At 63.3% G+C, this 14,078-nt stretch carries 15 protein-coding genes, 1 pseudogene and 1 riboswitch; of the genes and pseudogenes, 8 read left to right on the top strand and 8 right to left on the bottom strand.

Features of this window, described 5'->3' with window-relative positions; translation table 11 throughout:
* On the bottom strand, positions 1 to 1,110 hold the full coding sequence (gene hisC, locus X728_RS143915; RefSeq protein WP_023832503.1) for a histidinol-phosphate transaminase: 1,110 nt from the start codon (positions 1,108 to 1,110) through the stop codon (positions 1 to 3).
* A 125-nt stretch (positions 1,111 to 1,235) separates the two neighbouring features.
* Positions 1,236 to 1,313: riboswitch (SAM riboswitch) on the top strand.
* A 60-nt stretch (positions 1,314 to 1,373) separates the two neighbouring features.
* Here hisC and X728_RS143920 point away from each other — a divergent pair.
* Positions 1,374 to 2,543: a homoserine O-acetyltransferase gene (locus X728_RS143920; RefSeq protein ID WP_023832502.1), complete on the top strand. Its 1,170-nt coding sequence runs from the start codon at positions 1,374 to 1,376 to the stop codon at positions 2,541 to 2,543.
* Positions 2,540 to 3,154 carry a methionine biosynthesis protein MetW gene (gene metW, locus X728_RS143925; RefSeq protein WP_023673299.1) on the top strand — a complete coding sequence of 205 codons (615 nt, stop codon included), beginning with the start codon at positions 2,540 to 2,542 and terminating at the stop codon, positions 3,152 to 3,154. The genes X728_RS143920 and metW overlap by 4 nt, the downstream gene beginning before the upstream one ends.
* A gap of 7 nt (positions 3,155 to 3,161) precedes the next feature.
* Here metW and X728_RS01000000167110 read toward each other — a convergent pair.
* A pseudogene (locus X728_RS01000000167110) lies at positions 3,162 to 3,480 on the bottom strand (DUF1330 domain-containing protein).
* Between the two features lie 248 nt (positions 3,481 to 3,728).
* Between X728_RS01000000167110 and X728_RS143930 the strand changes: the two are divergent.
* Positions 3,729 to 4,664 carry a glycosyltransferase family 2 protein gene (locus X728_RS143930; RefSeq protein WP_023832501.1) on the top strand — a complete coding sequence of 312 codons (936 nt, stop codon included), beginning with the start codon at positions 3,729 to 3,731 and terminating at the stop codon, positions 4,662 to 4,664.
* A gap of 51 nt (positions 4,665 to 4,715) precedes the next feature.
* Here the strand turns inward: X728_RS143930 and X728_RS143935 are convergent, their stop codons facing one another.
* The 3 genes from X728_RS143935 to X728_RS143945 all read right to left on the bottom strand — a co-directional run bounded on the left by X728_RS143935 (position 4,716) and on the right by X728_RS143945 (position 8,308).
* Complete coding sequence (locus tag X728_RS143935; protein ID WP_023832500.1) at positions 4,716 to 5,504, bottom strand: DUF1194 domain-containing protein; 789 nt, start codon at positions 5,502 to 5,504, stop codon at positions 4,716 to 4,718.
* A gap of 63 nt (positions 5,505 to 5,567) precedes the next feature.
* On the bottom strand, positions 5,568 to 7,388 hold the full coding sequence (locus X728_RS143940) for an ABC transporter ATP-binding protein/permease (protein ID WP_023832499.1): 1,821 nt from the start codon (positions 7,386 to 7,388) through the stop codon (positions 5,568 to 5,570).
* A gap of 137 nt (positions 7,389 to 7,525) precedes the next feature.
* On the bottom strand, positions 7,526 to 8,308 hold the full coding sequence (locus X728_RS143945) for a methyltransferase domain-containing protein (RefSeq protein WP_023670688.1): 783 nt from the start codon (positions 8,306 to 8,308) through the stop codon (positions 7,526 to 7,528).
* A 118-nt stretch (positions 8,309 to 8,426) separates the two neighbouring features.
* Between X728_RS143945 and gloB the strand changes: the two genes are divergently transcribed.
* The gene (gene gloB / locus X728_RS143950; RefSeq protein ID WP_023701385.1) at positions 8,427 to 9,194 is read left to right on the top strand and encodes a hydroxyacylglutathione hydrolase; all 768 of its coding nucleotides are present in this window, start codon (positions 8,427 to 8,429) and stop codon (positions 9,192 to 9,194) included.
* A 20-nt stretch (positions 9,195 to 9,214) separates the two neighbouring features.
* A complete protein-coding gene (locus X728_RS143955; RefSeq protein WP_023701384.1) occupies positions 9,215 to 9,640 on the top strand; it encodes a cupin domain-containing protein in 426 nt (141 codons plus the stop codon).
* Here the strand turns inward: X728_RS143955 and X728_RS143960 are convergent.
* Genes X728_RS143960 through X728_RS143970 form a run of 3 tightly spaced genes read right to left on the bottom strand, consistent with a single transcriptional unit; the run spans position 9,637 to position 12,040 of the window.
* Positions 9,637 to 10,311 carry a lysoplasmalogenase family protein gene (locus X728_RS143960; RefSeq protein ID WP_023832498.1) on the bottom strand — a complete coding sequence of 225 codons (675 nt, stop codon included), beginning with the start codon at positions 10,309 to 10,311 and terminating at the stop codon, positions 9,637 to 9,639. The genes X728_RS143955 and X728_RS143960 overlap by 4 nt on opposite strands.
* The gene (locus tag X728_RS143965) at positions 10,308 to 11,195 is read right to left on the bottom strand and encodes an EamA family transporter (RefSeq protein WP_023670684.1); all 888 of its coding nucleotides are present in this window, start codon (positions 11,193 to 11,195) and stop codon (positions 10,308 to 10,310) included. The genes X728_RS143960 and X728_RS143965 overlap by 4 nt, the downstream gene beginning before the upstream one ends.
* A 44-nt stretch (positions 11,196 to 11,239) precedes the next feature.
* Entirely contained in the window at positions 11,240 to 12,040 is an 801-nt protein-coding gene (locus X728_RS143970; RefSeq protein WP_023832497.1) for a DUF3108 domain-containing protein, read from the bottom strand.
* Positions 12,041 to 12,300: 260 nt separating this feature from the next.
* Here X728_RS143970 and rpmB point away from each other — a divergent pair, with 260 nt between their 5' ends.
* From rpmB to X728_RS143985, 3 genes are all read left to right on the top strand, one after another.
* Complete coding sequence (gene rpmB, locus X728_RS143975; RefSeq protein ID WP_023670682.1) at positions 12,301 to 12,597, top strand: 50S ribosomal protein L28; 297 nt, start codon at positions 12,301 to 12,303, stop codon at positions 12,595 to 12,597.
* Between the two features lie 122 nt (positions 12,598 to 12,719).
* Positions 12,720 to 13,400 (top strand): queuosine precursor transporter, encoded by a 681-nt coding sequence (locus X728_RS143980; protein WP_023832496.1) that lies wholly within the window; start codon positions 12,720 to 12,722, stop codon positions 13,398 to 13,400.
* A gap of 3 nt (positions 13,401 to 13,403) precedes the next feature.
* Positions 13,404 to 14,075 carry a spermidine synthase gene (locus tag X728_RS143985; protein WP_023670680.1) on the top strand — a complete coding sequence of 224 codons (672 nt, stop codon included), beginning with the start codon at positions 13,404 to 13,406 and terminating at the stop codon, positions 14,073 to 14,075.
* The last annotated feature ends 3 nt before the right edge of the window (positions 14,076 to 14,078 follow it).

The following is a 14,078-nucleotide window of genomic DNA, read 5'->3' as shown; positions in this document are numbered from 1 at the left end:
TCAGCTTTTCAGGAATGTCGTGAGGGCATCGATGACGCCGCGATTTGCTTCTTCGGTGCCGACGCTCATGCGCAGCGCGTTGGGAAAGCCATAGCCGGTAACGCGCCGCAATATATAGCCGCGCTGGGTGAGGTAATCGTCCGCCGCCTCAGCCGAATGCTTCTTGTCGTCGGGAAAGTGGATGAGGACGAAATTGCCGACGCTGGGCGTCACGCGCAGCCCAAGCTTCGTCAGTTCTTCATTCAACCAGGTAAGCCAGGTCTCGTTGTGCAACGAACTGCGCTCGACATGGGCGCGGTCGCGGATGGCGGCAATGCCGGCCTCGATCGCTGTTGCGTTAACGTTGAAAGGGCCGCGGATACGGTTGATGGCATCGACGATGTGCAGTGGGCCATACATCCAGCCGATGCGCGCGCCGCCAAGGCCGAGCTTGGAGAAGGTGCGGGTCATGACCACATTCTGCGCGCTGCCCGCCAGCTCGATACCTGCCTCATAGTCATTGCGCCTGACGTACTCGGCATAGGCCGCGTCCAGCACCAGAAGCACGTTGCCCGGGAGCGTGGAATGCAGGCGGCGGACCTCCTGGAAAGGCAGATAGGTGCCGGTCGGATTGTTGGGATTGGCGAGGAAGATGATTTTGGTCCGCGGCGTCACCGCGGCCAGGATCGCGTCGACGTCGGCGCGCTCCTGGGTTTCCTTCACAGCAACCGGCTTGGCCCCCGCCGACTGAATGTAGATCTTGTAGACCATGAAGGCATGTTCGGTAAAAATCGCCTCATCGCCTGGCGCAAGATAGGTCTGCGCCAGCAGGCCAAGTATCTCGTCGGAACCGTTGGAGCAGATGATGTTTGCCGGGTTGAGGCCGTGCACCTCGGCGATCGCCTCGCGCAGCCGGCGGGCGGTGCCGTCGGGATAGACATCAAGCTTGCTGGCCACTTCGCGCGCGGCCTCGATCGCCTTCGGCGACGGGCCGAGCGGGTTCTCGTTCGACGACAATTTATGGACCTTGGCGACGCCGGCAGGTGCCGTGCTCTTGCCCGGTACATAGGCGTCGATGTCCATGATGCCCGCGCGGGGCGTCGGCCGTGCCTTGCCCGCTGTCTTGTCCATGTCGCAAATCCATCCAGAATGCCTCCGTCCGGAGGCCGCAGCGGAAATACAAGCCGTAGCCGCGAATGTCGAGAGGCGGGCATAGCTGGCCGTTGACGCCGGGCCGCACGAGTTCTAGAAGAACGCAACAGTTCCGTGGTGATTTGGCCGGTCGGCTTGCAGCCACGTTAAACAACTCGCTAAAGGGCCGTTTGCGTGACGTAACCGGCTTTGCGATCGCATTGCCGGTTTTTTATTGCCTGACGGCGGGCAAGGAGAGTCACATGGCCGCGCTCCGCGCTACAAAAACCAACAACGAGGCCGACAGCCCGTCGAGCCCGGTGTTGCGTTTTGGCCCTGACAAGCCGCTGAAGCTCGACGCCGGCACGCTTTTGTCGCCGTTCCAGATCGCCTACCAGACCTATGGCACCCTCAACGATGCCCGCACCAACGCCATCCTGGTCTGCCACGCGCTGACCGGCGACCAGCATGTCGCCAACACCAATCCGGTGACCGGCAAGCCCGGCTGGTGGGAAGTGCTGATCGGTCCCGGCAAGATCATCGACACCAACCGCTTCTTCGTCATCTGCTCCAACGTCATCGGCGGGTGCCTCGGCTCCACCGGTCCGGCCTCGACCAATCCCGCCACCGGCAAGCCCTACGGCCTCGACCTGCCAATCATCACCATCCGCGACATGGTGCGGGCGCAATTGATGCTGGTCGACCATTTCGGCATCGAAAAGCTGTTTTGCGTGCTCGGCGGCTCGATGGGCGGCATGCAGGTGCTGGAATGGGCATCGTGCTATTCCGAGCGCGTCTTCTCGGCCCTGCCGATCGCCACAGGCGCACGCCATTCCTCGCAGAACATCGCCTTCCACGAGGTCGGCCGGCAGGCCGTCATGGCCGATCCGGACTGGCATGGCGGCAAATATTTCGAGCACGGCAAGCGCCCGGAAAAGGGGCTCGCCGTGGCGCGCATGGCCGCCCACATCACCTATCTGTCGGAAGCCGCCCTGCATCGGAAATTCGGCCGCAATCTGCAGGACCGCGAAGCACTGACCTTCGGTTTCGACGCAGATTTCCAGATCGAAAGCTATCTGCGCCACCAGGGCATGACATTCGTCGACCGCTTCGACGCCAACTCCTACCTCTACATGACCCGTTCGATGGATTATTTCGACCTCGCCGCCGACCATGGCGGCCGGTTGGCAGATGCCTTTGCCGGGACCAAGACCCGCTTCTGCCTGGTGTCCTTCACCTCGGACTGGCTGTTCCCGACCGAGGAGAGCCGCTCGATCGTGCATGCGCTCAACGCCGCCGGCGCCTCCGTCTCCTTCGTCGAGATCGACACCGACCGCGGCCATGATGCCTTCCTGCTCGATGAACCCGAACTGTTTGCCGCCGTCAAGGGCTTCATCGGCTCGGCGGCCCGCGCAAGGGGGCTCGCCTCATGAGCGTCAATGGCAGCCAGCGCGTCGACCTCGAAGTCGTGGCCAACCTGATACCGCCGCAGTCGCGGGTGCTCGATGTCGGCTCCGGCGACGGCCTGCTGCTCGAACTCCTGCAGGAGACCAAGCAGGTCGACGGCCGCGGGCTGGAGCTGTCACAGCGCGGCGTCAATGAATGCGTGGCGCGCGGTCTCTCGGTCATCCAGGGCGATGCCGATACCGACCTCGAATTCTATCCGGACAAGGGTTTTGACTTCGTCGTCCTGTCTCAGACGCTGCAGGCGACCCGCAACCCGAAGCTGGTGCTCGACGAGCTGCTGCGAATCGGCAACCGCGCCATCGTCTCCTTCCCCAATTTCGGCCACTGGCGGGTGCGGCTGTCGCTGTTCGTCAATGGCCGGATGCCGGTGACCGCGGACCTGCCCTATTCCTGGTACGACACGCCCAACATCCATTTCTGCACCATCCGCGACTTCGTCAATCTGGTCGAGGAACTCGGCGCTTCGGTCGAGAAAGCCACCGCGCTCGACGGCAACGGCCAGAAGATCGGCCTGTCGATGCCATGGTGGTTCTGGAATTTCTTCGGCCAGCAAGCGGTGTTCTTGCTGAAGCGGTAGTTTGCCCCTATTCCAGCACGTCCGTCGCCTTGTGCGGGTGCTGAACGCCATCGGCGATGATCACATCGGCGTGGGAGTTGTCGGTGCGCAAGGCCAGAATCTCCCGATAGGCTGATGAATCGTACCAGCCCCACGCATGCGCCCTGTCCGGAAACTCGATGACGATCAGATGCCCGGGCCATTCGTTTTCGACCACGTCCATGTCGCCGCCGTGGACAAGGAAGCGGCCGCCGAACGGCTCCAATGTGGCGTCGATCCTGCAGATACTCGACAATCTGCGGGCCCATTGTGACTTGACGCATATGGGCGACGGCGTAGGCGGCCATGGCTGAACTCCCTGTGAGATCGAAGCCCGACGACCGGCTTCGTTGGCGCAATCTGCAGACATGATGGCCATCGGTCGATTACGTCTGGGGTAATCGGCCGGCTTACCGGCGTCCTGGCTCAACAGTTTGTGATGACATTGCCGCTGGTTTTTTGTAGCGTCGAATCGAATGCCATCCCGGGGTAAGGCTTGGACGGCGACCATCAAAACCTCCGGCCTCCAGGCATTTCGGGGCACAATCGAAGCAACATGTCCAAGGCAACCGACCTCGCTCCGCTGATCTCGGTGATCACACCGACGCACAATCGCCGCAGCAAGGTGGTGCGCGCCGTGGAGAGCGTGCTGGCGCAGAATTTTCCCCGGTTCGAACACATTGTCGTCGATGACGGCTCGACCGACGGTACGGCAGCCGCACTTACCGAAATCCGCGATCCACGGCTGATCTATGTTGGCTCGAAATGGCGCGGCGCCAATGCCGCCCGCAATGCCGGCATCGAGCGGGCGCAGGCGCCGGTGGTGACATTCCTCGATTCCGACGACGTCTATTTGCCGGATCGCCTGGCGCGGACGCTGGAGCAGTTCGACAACAATCCCTCGCTCGAAGTGCTGATCAGTTCCTTCGTGTCGCTGAAGGGCAATCGCCGCACCAACTGCGTCAACCGCGAGGCGCTGCTGAGCCGCGACTCGCTGGAGCGGGCCCTTGTCGCGCAGACCATCTTCATTGCCGGGTCGGCAATCACCGCCCGGCGCGAGTCGCTGCTGGCCATCGGCGGCTACGACAGTGACGTCACGCGCATGCAGGATCGCGAATTGTTGCTGCGCTTTGCCCGTCGCAGCGGCGCGCAGCTGTCCGAAGTGATCGACTGGAAAAAGTACAACTCGGAGAATTCGATCTCCGGTCGCCGGGACGGCTATGTCGAAGCCTATGCGAGCTTGATCGACAAGCACCCCTATATCGCCGACCGCTACCCCTACATTCCGCCTTACATGATCGCCCGGCAGCTCATCGCCGATGCACTCAAGGGCAGGGTTTCGCAGGCGTTCTCCGGCTATATGGCCAACCGGTCGTCGAAGGCGCTTGGCTATTCGCTGCCGCAGCTGTTGCGTGGCTATGTCGGCGGCCGGCGCTGGCGCCGCGATCTCTATGCCGAATTTCGCGACAAATACGGTGCACGGCCGGCCTGAAGTTTGCCGACAAGCCGCGCAGCGGCTTTCCCCTCCGAACTGCCTCAAACCTCATTTGTCGAGTTCCGGCAGATATGGGTCGGAATATAGCCGCCGGTCGCGTTCGCCCTGTAGGCAGTCCATGGGTGCGGCGGCATCGATCGGGACCACGGTCGCATCGGCGATGCCGCTCACCTCCAGGATCAGCTTGCGGCGTATGGCGGTGGCGAATTCCGAGGCCGCATAGATCGGCAACACGAAGGAGCCTGGCCCACCGGTGACGCAGTCGTCATAATACTGGTCGAGATGGCTGAACGTCGGCGACGGGCTGATCAGGATCGGCAGGCCGTTGATGACGATGCCCTTGGCCACCGCCGCATCGCGTGTCGTGGCGACGGGCAGCCCGGTGTTGTTGGGACCGTCGCCGGAAATGTCGATGACGCTGCGTGGCGCATCGAACCCCGTGCCCTCGAACAGCCCGGCGCCGAAGGCAAGCGCACCGGAAATCGAGGTGCCGCGAAAGCTGCGGAACGGCCGCGCTTCTATTCTGTCGGCGAAGGCGTTGGCGCTCTCTGCGCTGTCGATCACCTGCCAGGCGATGACGCCATCCTCGCGCACGACGCCCGCCCATTCGAAATAGGCAAGCGCGATGCGCCCGGTGGTTCCCGAGCGCACGGCCTTGATGAAATCGGGATGCCTGAGGGCCTCGACATAGCCAGCGCGCTGCAGCGCGAACTCCCTCTCGTCCATCGACTGTGAGATGTCGACGGCCAGCACCAGTTCGACATCCACGGCAACGGCCGGGGCAGCCACGGGCGTGGTGCAGGCAAGGCAAGCTAACAGACTGAACGCGTCGAGCATGGCCGCACCACCGATATTTCGATCCGTGATCTTCGCCGCGATCGCGGCGAAATAAAGCCCCTTCTACTTCTTTCGCCGCACGGCCGCTTTCGGCGGCGGGTCGATGGCGCCGGTCCTGACTCGGGCGGGTTTCAGTGGCGCAGCACCCGTATCCTTCACGATGTTCAATGCGCGTGGAAAGAAATGATCATTGTGCAGTCCGCGCCCGATGTTGAGGATCGCGGTTTCCGGCAGGCGTTTCTCCAACATGGACAGCACCCTTCGTAGCGAAGGACCATCGAACGCGTCCATCGCTTCGTCGATGATCACCCATTTCGGCTGCCGCAAGGCGAGCCTGGCGAAGGCCAGCGAGCGTTGTTCGTCATCGTTGAGTTCACGCTCCCACCGTGCGGAACGGTCGAGCGAGGATGACAGCCGCTCGAGCCCGACCTCGGCCAGCACCGCCCCAAAATCAGCATCGCCAGCCGGCGCCGAGCCATTCGGATGCAGCACTTCGCGTAACGTGCCGGCAGGAAAATACGGAACACGCGGCACGAAAATCGGCGTTTCTCCGGCCGGCAAGCCGATCCGCCCGCTGCCCCAGGGCCAAAGGCCGGCAATGGCGCGGAAGAACAATGTCTTGCCGGCGCCTGGATCGCCGGTGATCATGACGCGCTCACCGGGATGGATCTCGACATGGCTGTCTGAAAGTTTGGTGCAGCCCTCCGGCGAGGCCACTTGGAGCTTCTCGAAGGTCAGGCTGCCATTGGCGTTATCGCCGAATTCGATGCGCTTTTCCTTGTCGTGCAGCACATCGGTATCATCGAGCGCAATGCGGAAGTCGGCAACGCGCATCAGCGTGGCGCGCCAGTCTGCGATGCCGCCGATATTGTTGATGAACCAGCGCAGCGACGAGTGCACCTGGTTGAAAGCGCCGACCGCCATCATCAACCCGCCAAAGCTGATATCGCCTGAAAAATAGACCGGCGATGCCACCAGGATCGGCGCCACCACGGTGATCCAGCCATAGGTATCGGTCACCCAGGAAAGGTTGATCTGCGCTTTGTAGATGTTTCGCATCGCGCCCAGTACCGTGCCAAGGTCGATTTCGAGCCGTCTCTTGGCATCGGCTTCGCCGTGATAGAGCGCGATGGCGTCGACATTCTCGTTGACGCGCACCATCCCGGAACGCAGCTCGGCCTCGCGGGTGTAGCGGTCGCTGTTGAGGCGGATCAGCGGCCGCCCGACCAGCCAGCTCAGCCAGGAGGCGATGCCGGCATAGAGGAACGCGGCCCAGACCATGTAGCCCGGTATCGCCAGCGACCAGCCGTTGATGTGGAAGACGAAGCCCGACGAGAGTTGCCAAAGCACGCCGACGAACGACACCAGCAGGATGAAGGATTGCAGCAGGCCGACGCCGAGGTCCGTCGACAGATCGGACAGATGCGCGGCATCCTGCTGCATGCGCTGGTCGGGATTGACGCCGATGGCGCCGGCATTGGCGAGCCGGAAGGCCCGCGCCGGCCGCATCCATTGGTCGATCAGGTCGAGCGTCAGCGCCTCGCGCAGCTTCAGCCGGATCATCTGGTTGAGCCAGGTCTGAGCGATGTTGAGCAGCAGCAACGTGCCGGCAATCACGGCAAAGATCATCAGCTGATGCAGGAAGGCCGCCATGTCGCGACGCGCCAGCGCATCGTAGAAAGGCTGGTTCCAGCGGTTGAGCAGAACCTGGCCGATCGACGTCGCGACGATGACCGCCATAATGCCGACCGACGTCCAGACCAGCCACTTGCGCACCGGTGAGCCTATCAGCGCCCGTTTGATCGTCGCCACCTGATCGCGCAGGCTGCTGGCATCGACGGTTACCGGCTGAGCGGCGGCGGACTTGTCCGGTTGATCAGCCATGCACGAGGTCCTTGCGTTCAGAAGCGTTGCTGAAACCAGATGGAGAGACTTGAAGGCATCCGCCGCTCAAACGGACCGCGAATGCATCTGCGACAGATAGGTGGGAAAAACCCACGCAACACCAGTTTTCATGATGATCACGAAGGTGTCACCTGACGCGTCGTCGATGTCACCCCTTCCGCCCGGCGGCCAAGCCGCGTCGCACCGTGCGGTGACAGTACCGGCACGAAGACACGGCGCGAAGCGCGCTGCGCGACCGGCACGCCCTGATAGAGCCGCTTCTGCGCCTCGACCACGATGACGCCGGAAAAGATCGGCCAGAACCGCCGGCCGGCGCGCTCCAGCACATTGTGGAACCGCATCATGAAGCGCCGCGGCGATGGCGGGAAGAACAGCGCGTCGGACCAGGAAGCCGGCGTGAAATTCGCCTCGCGCAGCAATTCTGTCAGCTGGCCGCGCGAGAACGGCCGGCCATTGCCGAACGGCGTGTGCTCGAACCGCGCCCAGACACCGCGCCGGTTGGGCACGACGATGACGACGCGCCCTGCCGGCGACAGCACCCGCCAGATCTCGTTCAGCGTCTCGCGCGGGTTTTCGACATGTTCGAGCGAATGCACGAGCAGCATGCGGTCGATGCAGGAATCGACCAGCGGCAATTCCTCGTCGAAGACCAGCGCCGTAGCCGTCGGCCCGTTCGCCGGCCAGACGACGGCGCCTTGCGTAGCAGGCATGAAGGCAAACACCCGCTCGGCATCGGTGCCGAACCGCTCCAGCCACGGCAAGGTATAGCCGAGCCCGACCAGCCGCTCATTCGGCACTGTTGCCCATATTGAGGACAGCGCCATGGTGATCGAGCGTTCAGCCAGGCGGCCGAGCGTGGTCGAATAGAAGGAGCGGAGATCGACGATATCGGAATGCATGCGCGGGACGGTAGCTGCGATGCCGCCCAAGTTCAACAAAGCCGCCACGTTCTGCAAAGCTAGAGTGACATCGGCGGCCAAGCGCCCTATGTCTGCGCCAACAGATGGAGAGATGCCAATGCCCGTCGAAATCGAACAGTTCATGTGCCGCAGCGACAATTTCGGCGTGCTGGTGCATGACCCGAAAAGCGGCGAGACCGCCATTATCGACGCGCCCGAAGAAGCGCCGATCATTGCCGCGATCGAGCGTACCGGCTGGAAGCCGACGATGATCCTGACCACCCACCACCATGTCGACCATGTCGAGGCCAATCTGGCGCTGAAGGAGCGCTTCAAGCTGCGCATAGTCGGACCGGAGGCTGAAAAGGAAAAAATTCCCGGCATCGACGAGACCGTCGGGCAAGGCTCGGTCGTCCATCTCGGCGGCGAGCGGATCGATGTCATCGCCACGCCCGGCCACACTGCGGGCCATGTCTCCTATCATTTTCCGGCCTCGAAAGTGGCGTTCACCGCCGACACTTTGTTCGCGCTCGGCTGCGGCCGGCTGTTCGAATGCAAGCCGCCGGTGATGTATGAGTCGCTGAAGAAGCTGGCGGCACTCCCGGCCGACACGGTCATCTATTGCGGCCATGAGTATACGCTTTCGAACGCCCGCTTTGCGTTGACCGTCGACCCGACCAATTCGGCGCTCAGGGAACGCGCCGCCAAAATCGAGACCCTGCGCGCCGACAACAAGGCGACGCTGCCGACCACGATCGGCGAGGAATTGTCGACCAATCCGTTCCTGCGCTGGCACGACCCGGCGATCCGCAAGCATCTCGGTATGGAGGCGGCCCCAGACGCCGAAGTGTTCGCGGAAATCCGCAAGCGCAAGGACAATTTCTGAGCATCGTTCCGGGATCAGCCATGACCAGCGCCGCTGAAATCATCGCCACGCTCGGCCTCAAGCCGCATCCGGAAGGCGGCTGGTATGCCGAGACCTTTCGCGACGGCGCCGGGCGGGGCCATTCGACGGCGATCTATTTCCTCCTTGAACAGGACCAGATTTCGGCCTGGCACCGGGTCAAGGACGCGGCCGAGGTCTGGCATTTCCATGCCGGGGCGCCGCTGGCGCTGTCGATGTGCGAGGAAGGCAGTCCAAAGGTTAACCAGGTGATCGAGCAGGTGCTCGGCATTGAACTTGCGGCGGGCGAGCGGCCGCAGATCGTCGTGCCGGCCGGCTGGTGGCAATCAGCGCGCAGCCTCGGCGAATGGACGTTGGTCGGCTGCACCGTGGCGCCGGGCTTCGACTTCGCCGCGTTTGAAATGGCCGAGCCGGGCTGGCAGCCTTAGGCCAGAAGAAAACCAAGAGTTATGCAGAGCTGGGCGGCATAGTACAGCACCCAGACCGCATAACGGATGCCGGCGCGATAGGGTGCTATTGCCGGAACCAGGAATTTCTCCGCGGCAAGCAGCCCGTCCGATGCCATGAACATAACAGCGCCGCCGATGACCCACGGATTGTCGAGCGTCAACGCCGAGATGCCCATCGCCAGAATGGCCGCGATATAGACGGCGATCGGCACCCGCAGGCCGGGACTGACACGGCGCCAGAGCGCCGCCAGCATGACGACTGCGAAGGCCGCCATGGCAAGCGCGATGGCGCCGCGCCATGTCTCGGTGCTGAGCACATCCAGCCCGCCGCCGCCGCGCAGGAAGAGCGGCACATAGAGGACATGCGCCGCAAGGAAGCTGGCCAGCCCGCCGAGGAAGGCCTTTTCGCCGTCACGCGACAGGAAGGCGTCGCCGACGGCGCTGAGCGCCAGCGCCGCGACGAGCAACAACTGCCCACCTTGCATGAAGGCCAGCGCCGCAAGCATGGCCACGGACAGCGTCTTTGCCGCCGAGCGGGCCAGCGTCGGCCGCATATCCAGGGTGAGGGCGTAGATCACCGCCGCCACCAGCGAAAAAATCAATGTGGCGTTGGCATTGGCGTCGATGCCGCCGGCAAACGGCATCGTCATGCGCTTGCTCCACCCGTTGCCGCCTTGCGCAGGAACAACGATTTCGCCGCCAGCGCCGCGCCGCCGGTGATCAGCACGCAGGCCGCCAGGATACGCAGCGACGGCTCGGCAACGCCCGCCGCGATCAGCACCAATGTCGACAGCAGTGGCGCCGCATAGCTTGCCGCGCCGAGCACCTGGATGTTGCCTCGTTTGACGCCGATATCCCAGGCGTAGAAGGCGGCACCCACCGGCATCAACCCCAAACCAACCACCGCCAGCCACTGGCCGGGGCCATCGGGCAGCACCGTCTTTTCCAGCAGAAGATGGCAGATGAGGGACAGGGCTGCCGTGGCGGCGCAGAACCAGGTGACGATCGAGGTCGGCACCGCCGGAAAGCGCCGCGACAGCAGCGAATAGGACGACCACAGCAGCGCACAGACGGCCGCCATCGCATAGCCGAAGGTGTAGCGAGCATCGAAGGCGAGGCCGCCACCCTTGGTGACGATCAGCACGGTCCCGGCGAGCCCGAGCAGCGCGCCGACGACATGGTTCCAGGCCAGCTTCTCGCCCGGCATCAGCGCTGATCCCAGCACGATCAGCAGCGGCCACAGATAGGCGATCAGGCTTGCCTCGACCGCCGGCGCGTTGCGCAGCGCGGTGAAATAGAAGAAATGGTAGCCGAACAGTCCGGCAATGCCGATCACCCAGACCTGGCGTGGGATCTTCAGGCTTTTATCGGTCGCCGGCATGAACAGCCGGGCAACCAACCCGACGGCGGTGCCGATGGTGAAGGTGATGGCCGAGAGCAAGAATGGCGGCACGGCGCCCGACGCATCGGTGAGCAACGCCAGCAGCGCCCACATGGCGACCGCCGAGAAACCGATCAGTGTTGCGCGCCCCATGCCCGTCTCCGGCGACTCGCCCCATTCTATTCGGGTGGGCGCGTCTATTCAGTAGCTTCGAACCGCCCCGCGCTGACAGTCAAGGTGCCGATCTGCGTCCCGACCGTGGCGTGGATCGGCGCATATATGCCGGTTTGGCCGAGCGGTGCAAACGTCACCATCATCTGGCTCTTCTTCTTCAGGTAATTCAGCGCCTTGCGGCCCTTGCGGTAGCCTGCCACCGGCTCGAAGCTCATCTTGCAGGTAACGGTGTCGCCCTTGTAACCCTTGACCGAGATCGATCCTTTCGAGGCGTAGGTCAGCGTCAGGTCGGCGCGCATCTCGCCGTCATAGAATTTCACCTTGCGCCCGCAGACCTGGTCGAGGCTGTCGGCATGGATAACGGTAGCCGCCATGGGATCGAGCACAGATGCCAGATCGTTGCTGCCCAGCGGTATCCAGTTTTTGGGATTGCGCTTTTTCGGTTCGGGAATGACCTGGGTGGCGGTCACCGCGCCATTGGCAAAGCGGATATCGACCATGGAAGCCTTCTTGCCGGACTTATAATCGGCGCGAAATACCTGTGGCTGCATCTGCTTGCCCAGGATCTTGCCCTTTGACGAGATCGTGCCGCTCGTGTCGTCGAACAAGGTGGCGAGACCCGCGCTGGAGACGGTGCCGTCTATGGAATAGCTACCGCCTTCGTAGTGGCTGGAAAATGTCGCCTTGGCCACGGAAAGGCCGAGGAACGACACCGTGTATTCGCCCTTGAAGGACTGTGCGGTGGCTGCGGGCGCGGCGGCAAGGGTTGATGTCGGCAAGGCGGCGACAATTATGGCGACAACGGCATGTGACGGGCGAAGCATGGCGGGCTCGGTCCTTGATTTTTTTTAACCGGAGGCGGGCGACTCCGGCTTGAGATGTCCCTGTCCGACCGCTTATAGGCTGAATTCCGGCCTTTATGTGAAACGCTCGTCACAGTCGTGGGTAAGCCGGAGCTTGACGCATTGGCGAAATGCAACTATGGAACGCCAACTTTTCCATAAGGCCGCCTGACTGAAACCGCGCGCCACCCGGCGCGGGCGAACAAGGTTTGGCAGGCTAGACAGAACTGAAGGTTAGAACCATGTCCCGCACCTGCGAACTCACTGCCAAGGCAGTCCAGACCGGCAACAATGTGAGCCACGCCAACAACAAGACCAAGCGCCGCTTCCTGCCGAACCTCGTCAATGTGACGCTGATTTCGGAAGCGCTGAACCAGAATGTGCGCCTGCGCATTTCGGCCAACGCGCTGCGTTCGGTCGAGCATCGCGGCGGCCTCGACGCCTTCCTGGCCAAGGCCGACGCCAAGGAATTGTCGCAGCGCGCGCGCCTGTTGAAGAAGCAGATCGCCAAGAAGCTGGCCGACCAGCCCGCCGCTTAACGATATCAAGGCGGGGGACGACCGCCCTGAGCATCGGAGCAATCCGATGCTCAAAACTTCTAAGGCAGCGCGACCCGAACTTCGGCTAGCGCCTGGCTGGTTCCATTACCCAGGATAAAAAAATGACTTCCTTCTCGCGATATCTGCCCTTTGTGGCCGCCATGGCGCTTGTCGTCGTGGCATCGAACATCCTCGTGCAGTTCCCGATGCAGGGCCAGGCCGGCGGTCTGTCGCTGGGCGACATCCTGACCTGGGGCGCCTTCACCTATCCCTTCTCCTTCCTGGTCACCGACCTTGCCAACCGCCGCTACGGGCCGACCGTGGCGCGCCGCATCGTCCTTGTCGGCTTCATGACCGCGGTAGTCTGCTCGATCCTCGTCCCGCCCTTCCTGTTTCGCCACGGCCTGATCGAGTTCGAGACATCAGCCGACCGGCTGGTGCGCATCGCCACAGCTTCCGGCGCGGCCTTCCTTTGCGCGCAATTGCTCGACGTCACCGTGTTCAACCGGTTGCGCCGGCAGAGCTGGTGGCGCGCGCCGATCGTCGGCACGCTGGTCGGCTCGGTGTTCGACACCCTGGTGTTCTTCAGCATCGCCTTTTCGGCCGCCTTCGCTTTTGCCGGCCCGAACGACAGCTTTGCGCTGGAGACGGCGCCGCTGATAGGCGTGCTGCCGGTCGAGTCCATGCGCTGGGTCTCCTGGGCGCTGGGCGACCTCTCGGTGAAGCTGATCATCGCTGTTGTGGCCCTGATCCCCTACCGGCTGCTCGCCGCCCACTGGAGCCAGCCGGCCGTGGCTGTCTAGGCCGTGATTCCCTGGGTCCAGCTCGGCTCGGCCAAAACGCCTGACGGCGGACAGGAACTGCGCCTCAAGCAGCGCGGCAGCGAATTCTCGATCATGCTCGGCACCAATGAGCTGATGAACAGCCGCCTCAGCGGCTCCGAGGAAGCGCTGGCCAAGCTCTCCTGTGAAAAGATCGGCGGCCGCGCCCAACCGAAAATCCTGATCGGCGGCCTCGGCATGGGTTTTACGCTGCGCGCTGCGCTTGCCCAAATGGGCGCCGACGCAGGCATCACCGTTGCCGAGCTTGTCCCCGCCGTCATCGCCTGGGCGCGCGGCCCCATGGAGGCGGTCTTCGCCGGCTGTCTCGACGATCCCCGTGTGACGGTTCGCGAAGCCGACGTCGGGCACATCATAAGATCCGACAAGGCAGCCTGGGACGCCATCCTGCTCGATGTCGACAATGGCCCCGAAGGCATCGTCTACAAGGGCAACGACGCCCTCTATGGCGCTGCCGGCCTCGGCGCGGCGCGTACAGCGCTCAGGCCCGGAGGCGTGCTGGCTGTTTGGTCGCAAGGCCCCGATGCCGGCTTCACACGTAGGCTCAAGCAGGCGGGCTTTGTCGTGGACGAGGTGAAGACGCGCGCGAATGGCAAGCGCGGCGCGCGCCACGTCATCTGGATCGCCACCAAGCCTTAGGGC

This window comes from Mesorhizobium sp. L103C119B0, from assembly GCF_000502235.1.
Lineage (GTDB): Bacteria > Pseudomonadota > Alphaproteobacteria > Rhizobiales > Rhizobiaceae > Mesorhizobium.
This window is presented reverse-complemented; position numbering and strand designations above follow the sequence as displayed.

Bases quoted from the DNA above. Each gene is read 5' to 3' on its own strand.
- metW (WP_023673299.1), top strand. From the start codon at position 2,540: ATGAGCGTCAATGGCAGCCAGCGCGTCGACCTCGAAGTCGTGGCCAAC.
- X728_RS143930 (WP_023832501.1), top strand. From the start codon at position 3,729: ATGTCCAAGGCAACCGACCTCGCTCCGCTGATCTCGGTGATCACACCG.
- X728_RS143965 (WP_023670684.1), bottom strand. From the start codon at position 11,195: ATGGGGCGCGCAACACTGATCGGTTTCTCGGCGGTCGCCATGTGGGCG.
- gloB (WP_023701385.1), top strand. From the start codon at position 8,427: ATGCCCGTCGAAATCGAACAGTTCATGTGCCGCAGCGACAATTTCGGC.
- X728_RS143935 (WP_023832500.1), bottom strand. From the start codon at position 5,504: ATGCTCGACGCGTTCAGTCTGTTAGCTTGCCTTGCCTGCACCACGCCC.
- rpmB (WP_023670682.1), top strand. From the start codon at position 12,301: ATGTCCCGCACCTGCGAACTCACTGCCAAGGCAGTCCAGACCGGCAAC.
- X728_RS143955 (WP_023701384.1), top strand. From the start codon at position 9,215: ATGACCAGCGCCGCTGAAATCATCGCCACGCTCGGCCTCAAGCCGCAT.
- X728_RS143960 (WP_023832498.1), bottom strand. From the start codon at position 10,311: ATGACGATGCCGTTTGCCGGCGGCATCGACGCCAATGCCAACGCCACA.
- X728_RS143980 (WP_023832496.1), top strand. From the start codon at position 12,720: ATGACTTCCTTCTCGCGATATCTGCCCTTTGTGGCCGCCATGGCGCTT.
- hisC (WP_023832503.1), bottom strand. From the start codon at position 1,110: ATGGACAAGACAGCGGGCAAGGCACGGCCGACGCCCCGCGCGGGCATC.
- X728_RS143970 (WP_023832497.1), bottom strand. From the start codon at position 12,040: ATGCTTCGCCCGTCACATGCCGTTGTCGCCATAATTGTCGCCGCCTTG.
- X728_RS143940 (WP_023832499.1), bottom strand. From the start codon at position 7,388: ATGGCTGATCAACCGGACAAGTCCGCCGCCGCTCAGCCGGTAACCGTC.
- X728_RS143945 (WP_023670688.1), bottom strand. From the start codon at position 8,308: ATGCATTCCGATATCGTCGATCTCCGCTCCTTCTATTCGACCACGCTC.
- X728_RS143920 (WP_023832502.1), top strand. From the start codon at position 1,374: ATGGCCGCGCTCCGCGCTACAAAAACCAACAACGAGGCCGACAGCCCG.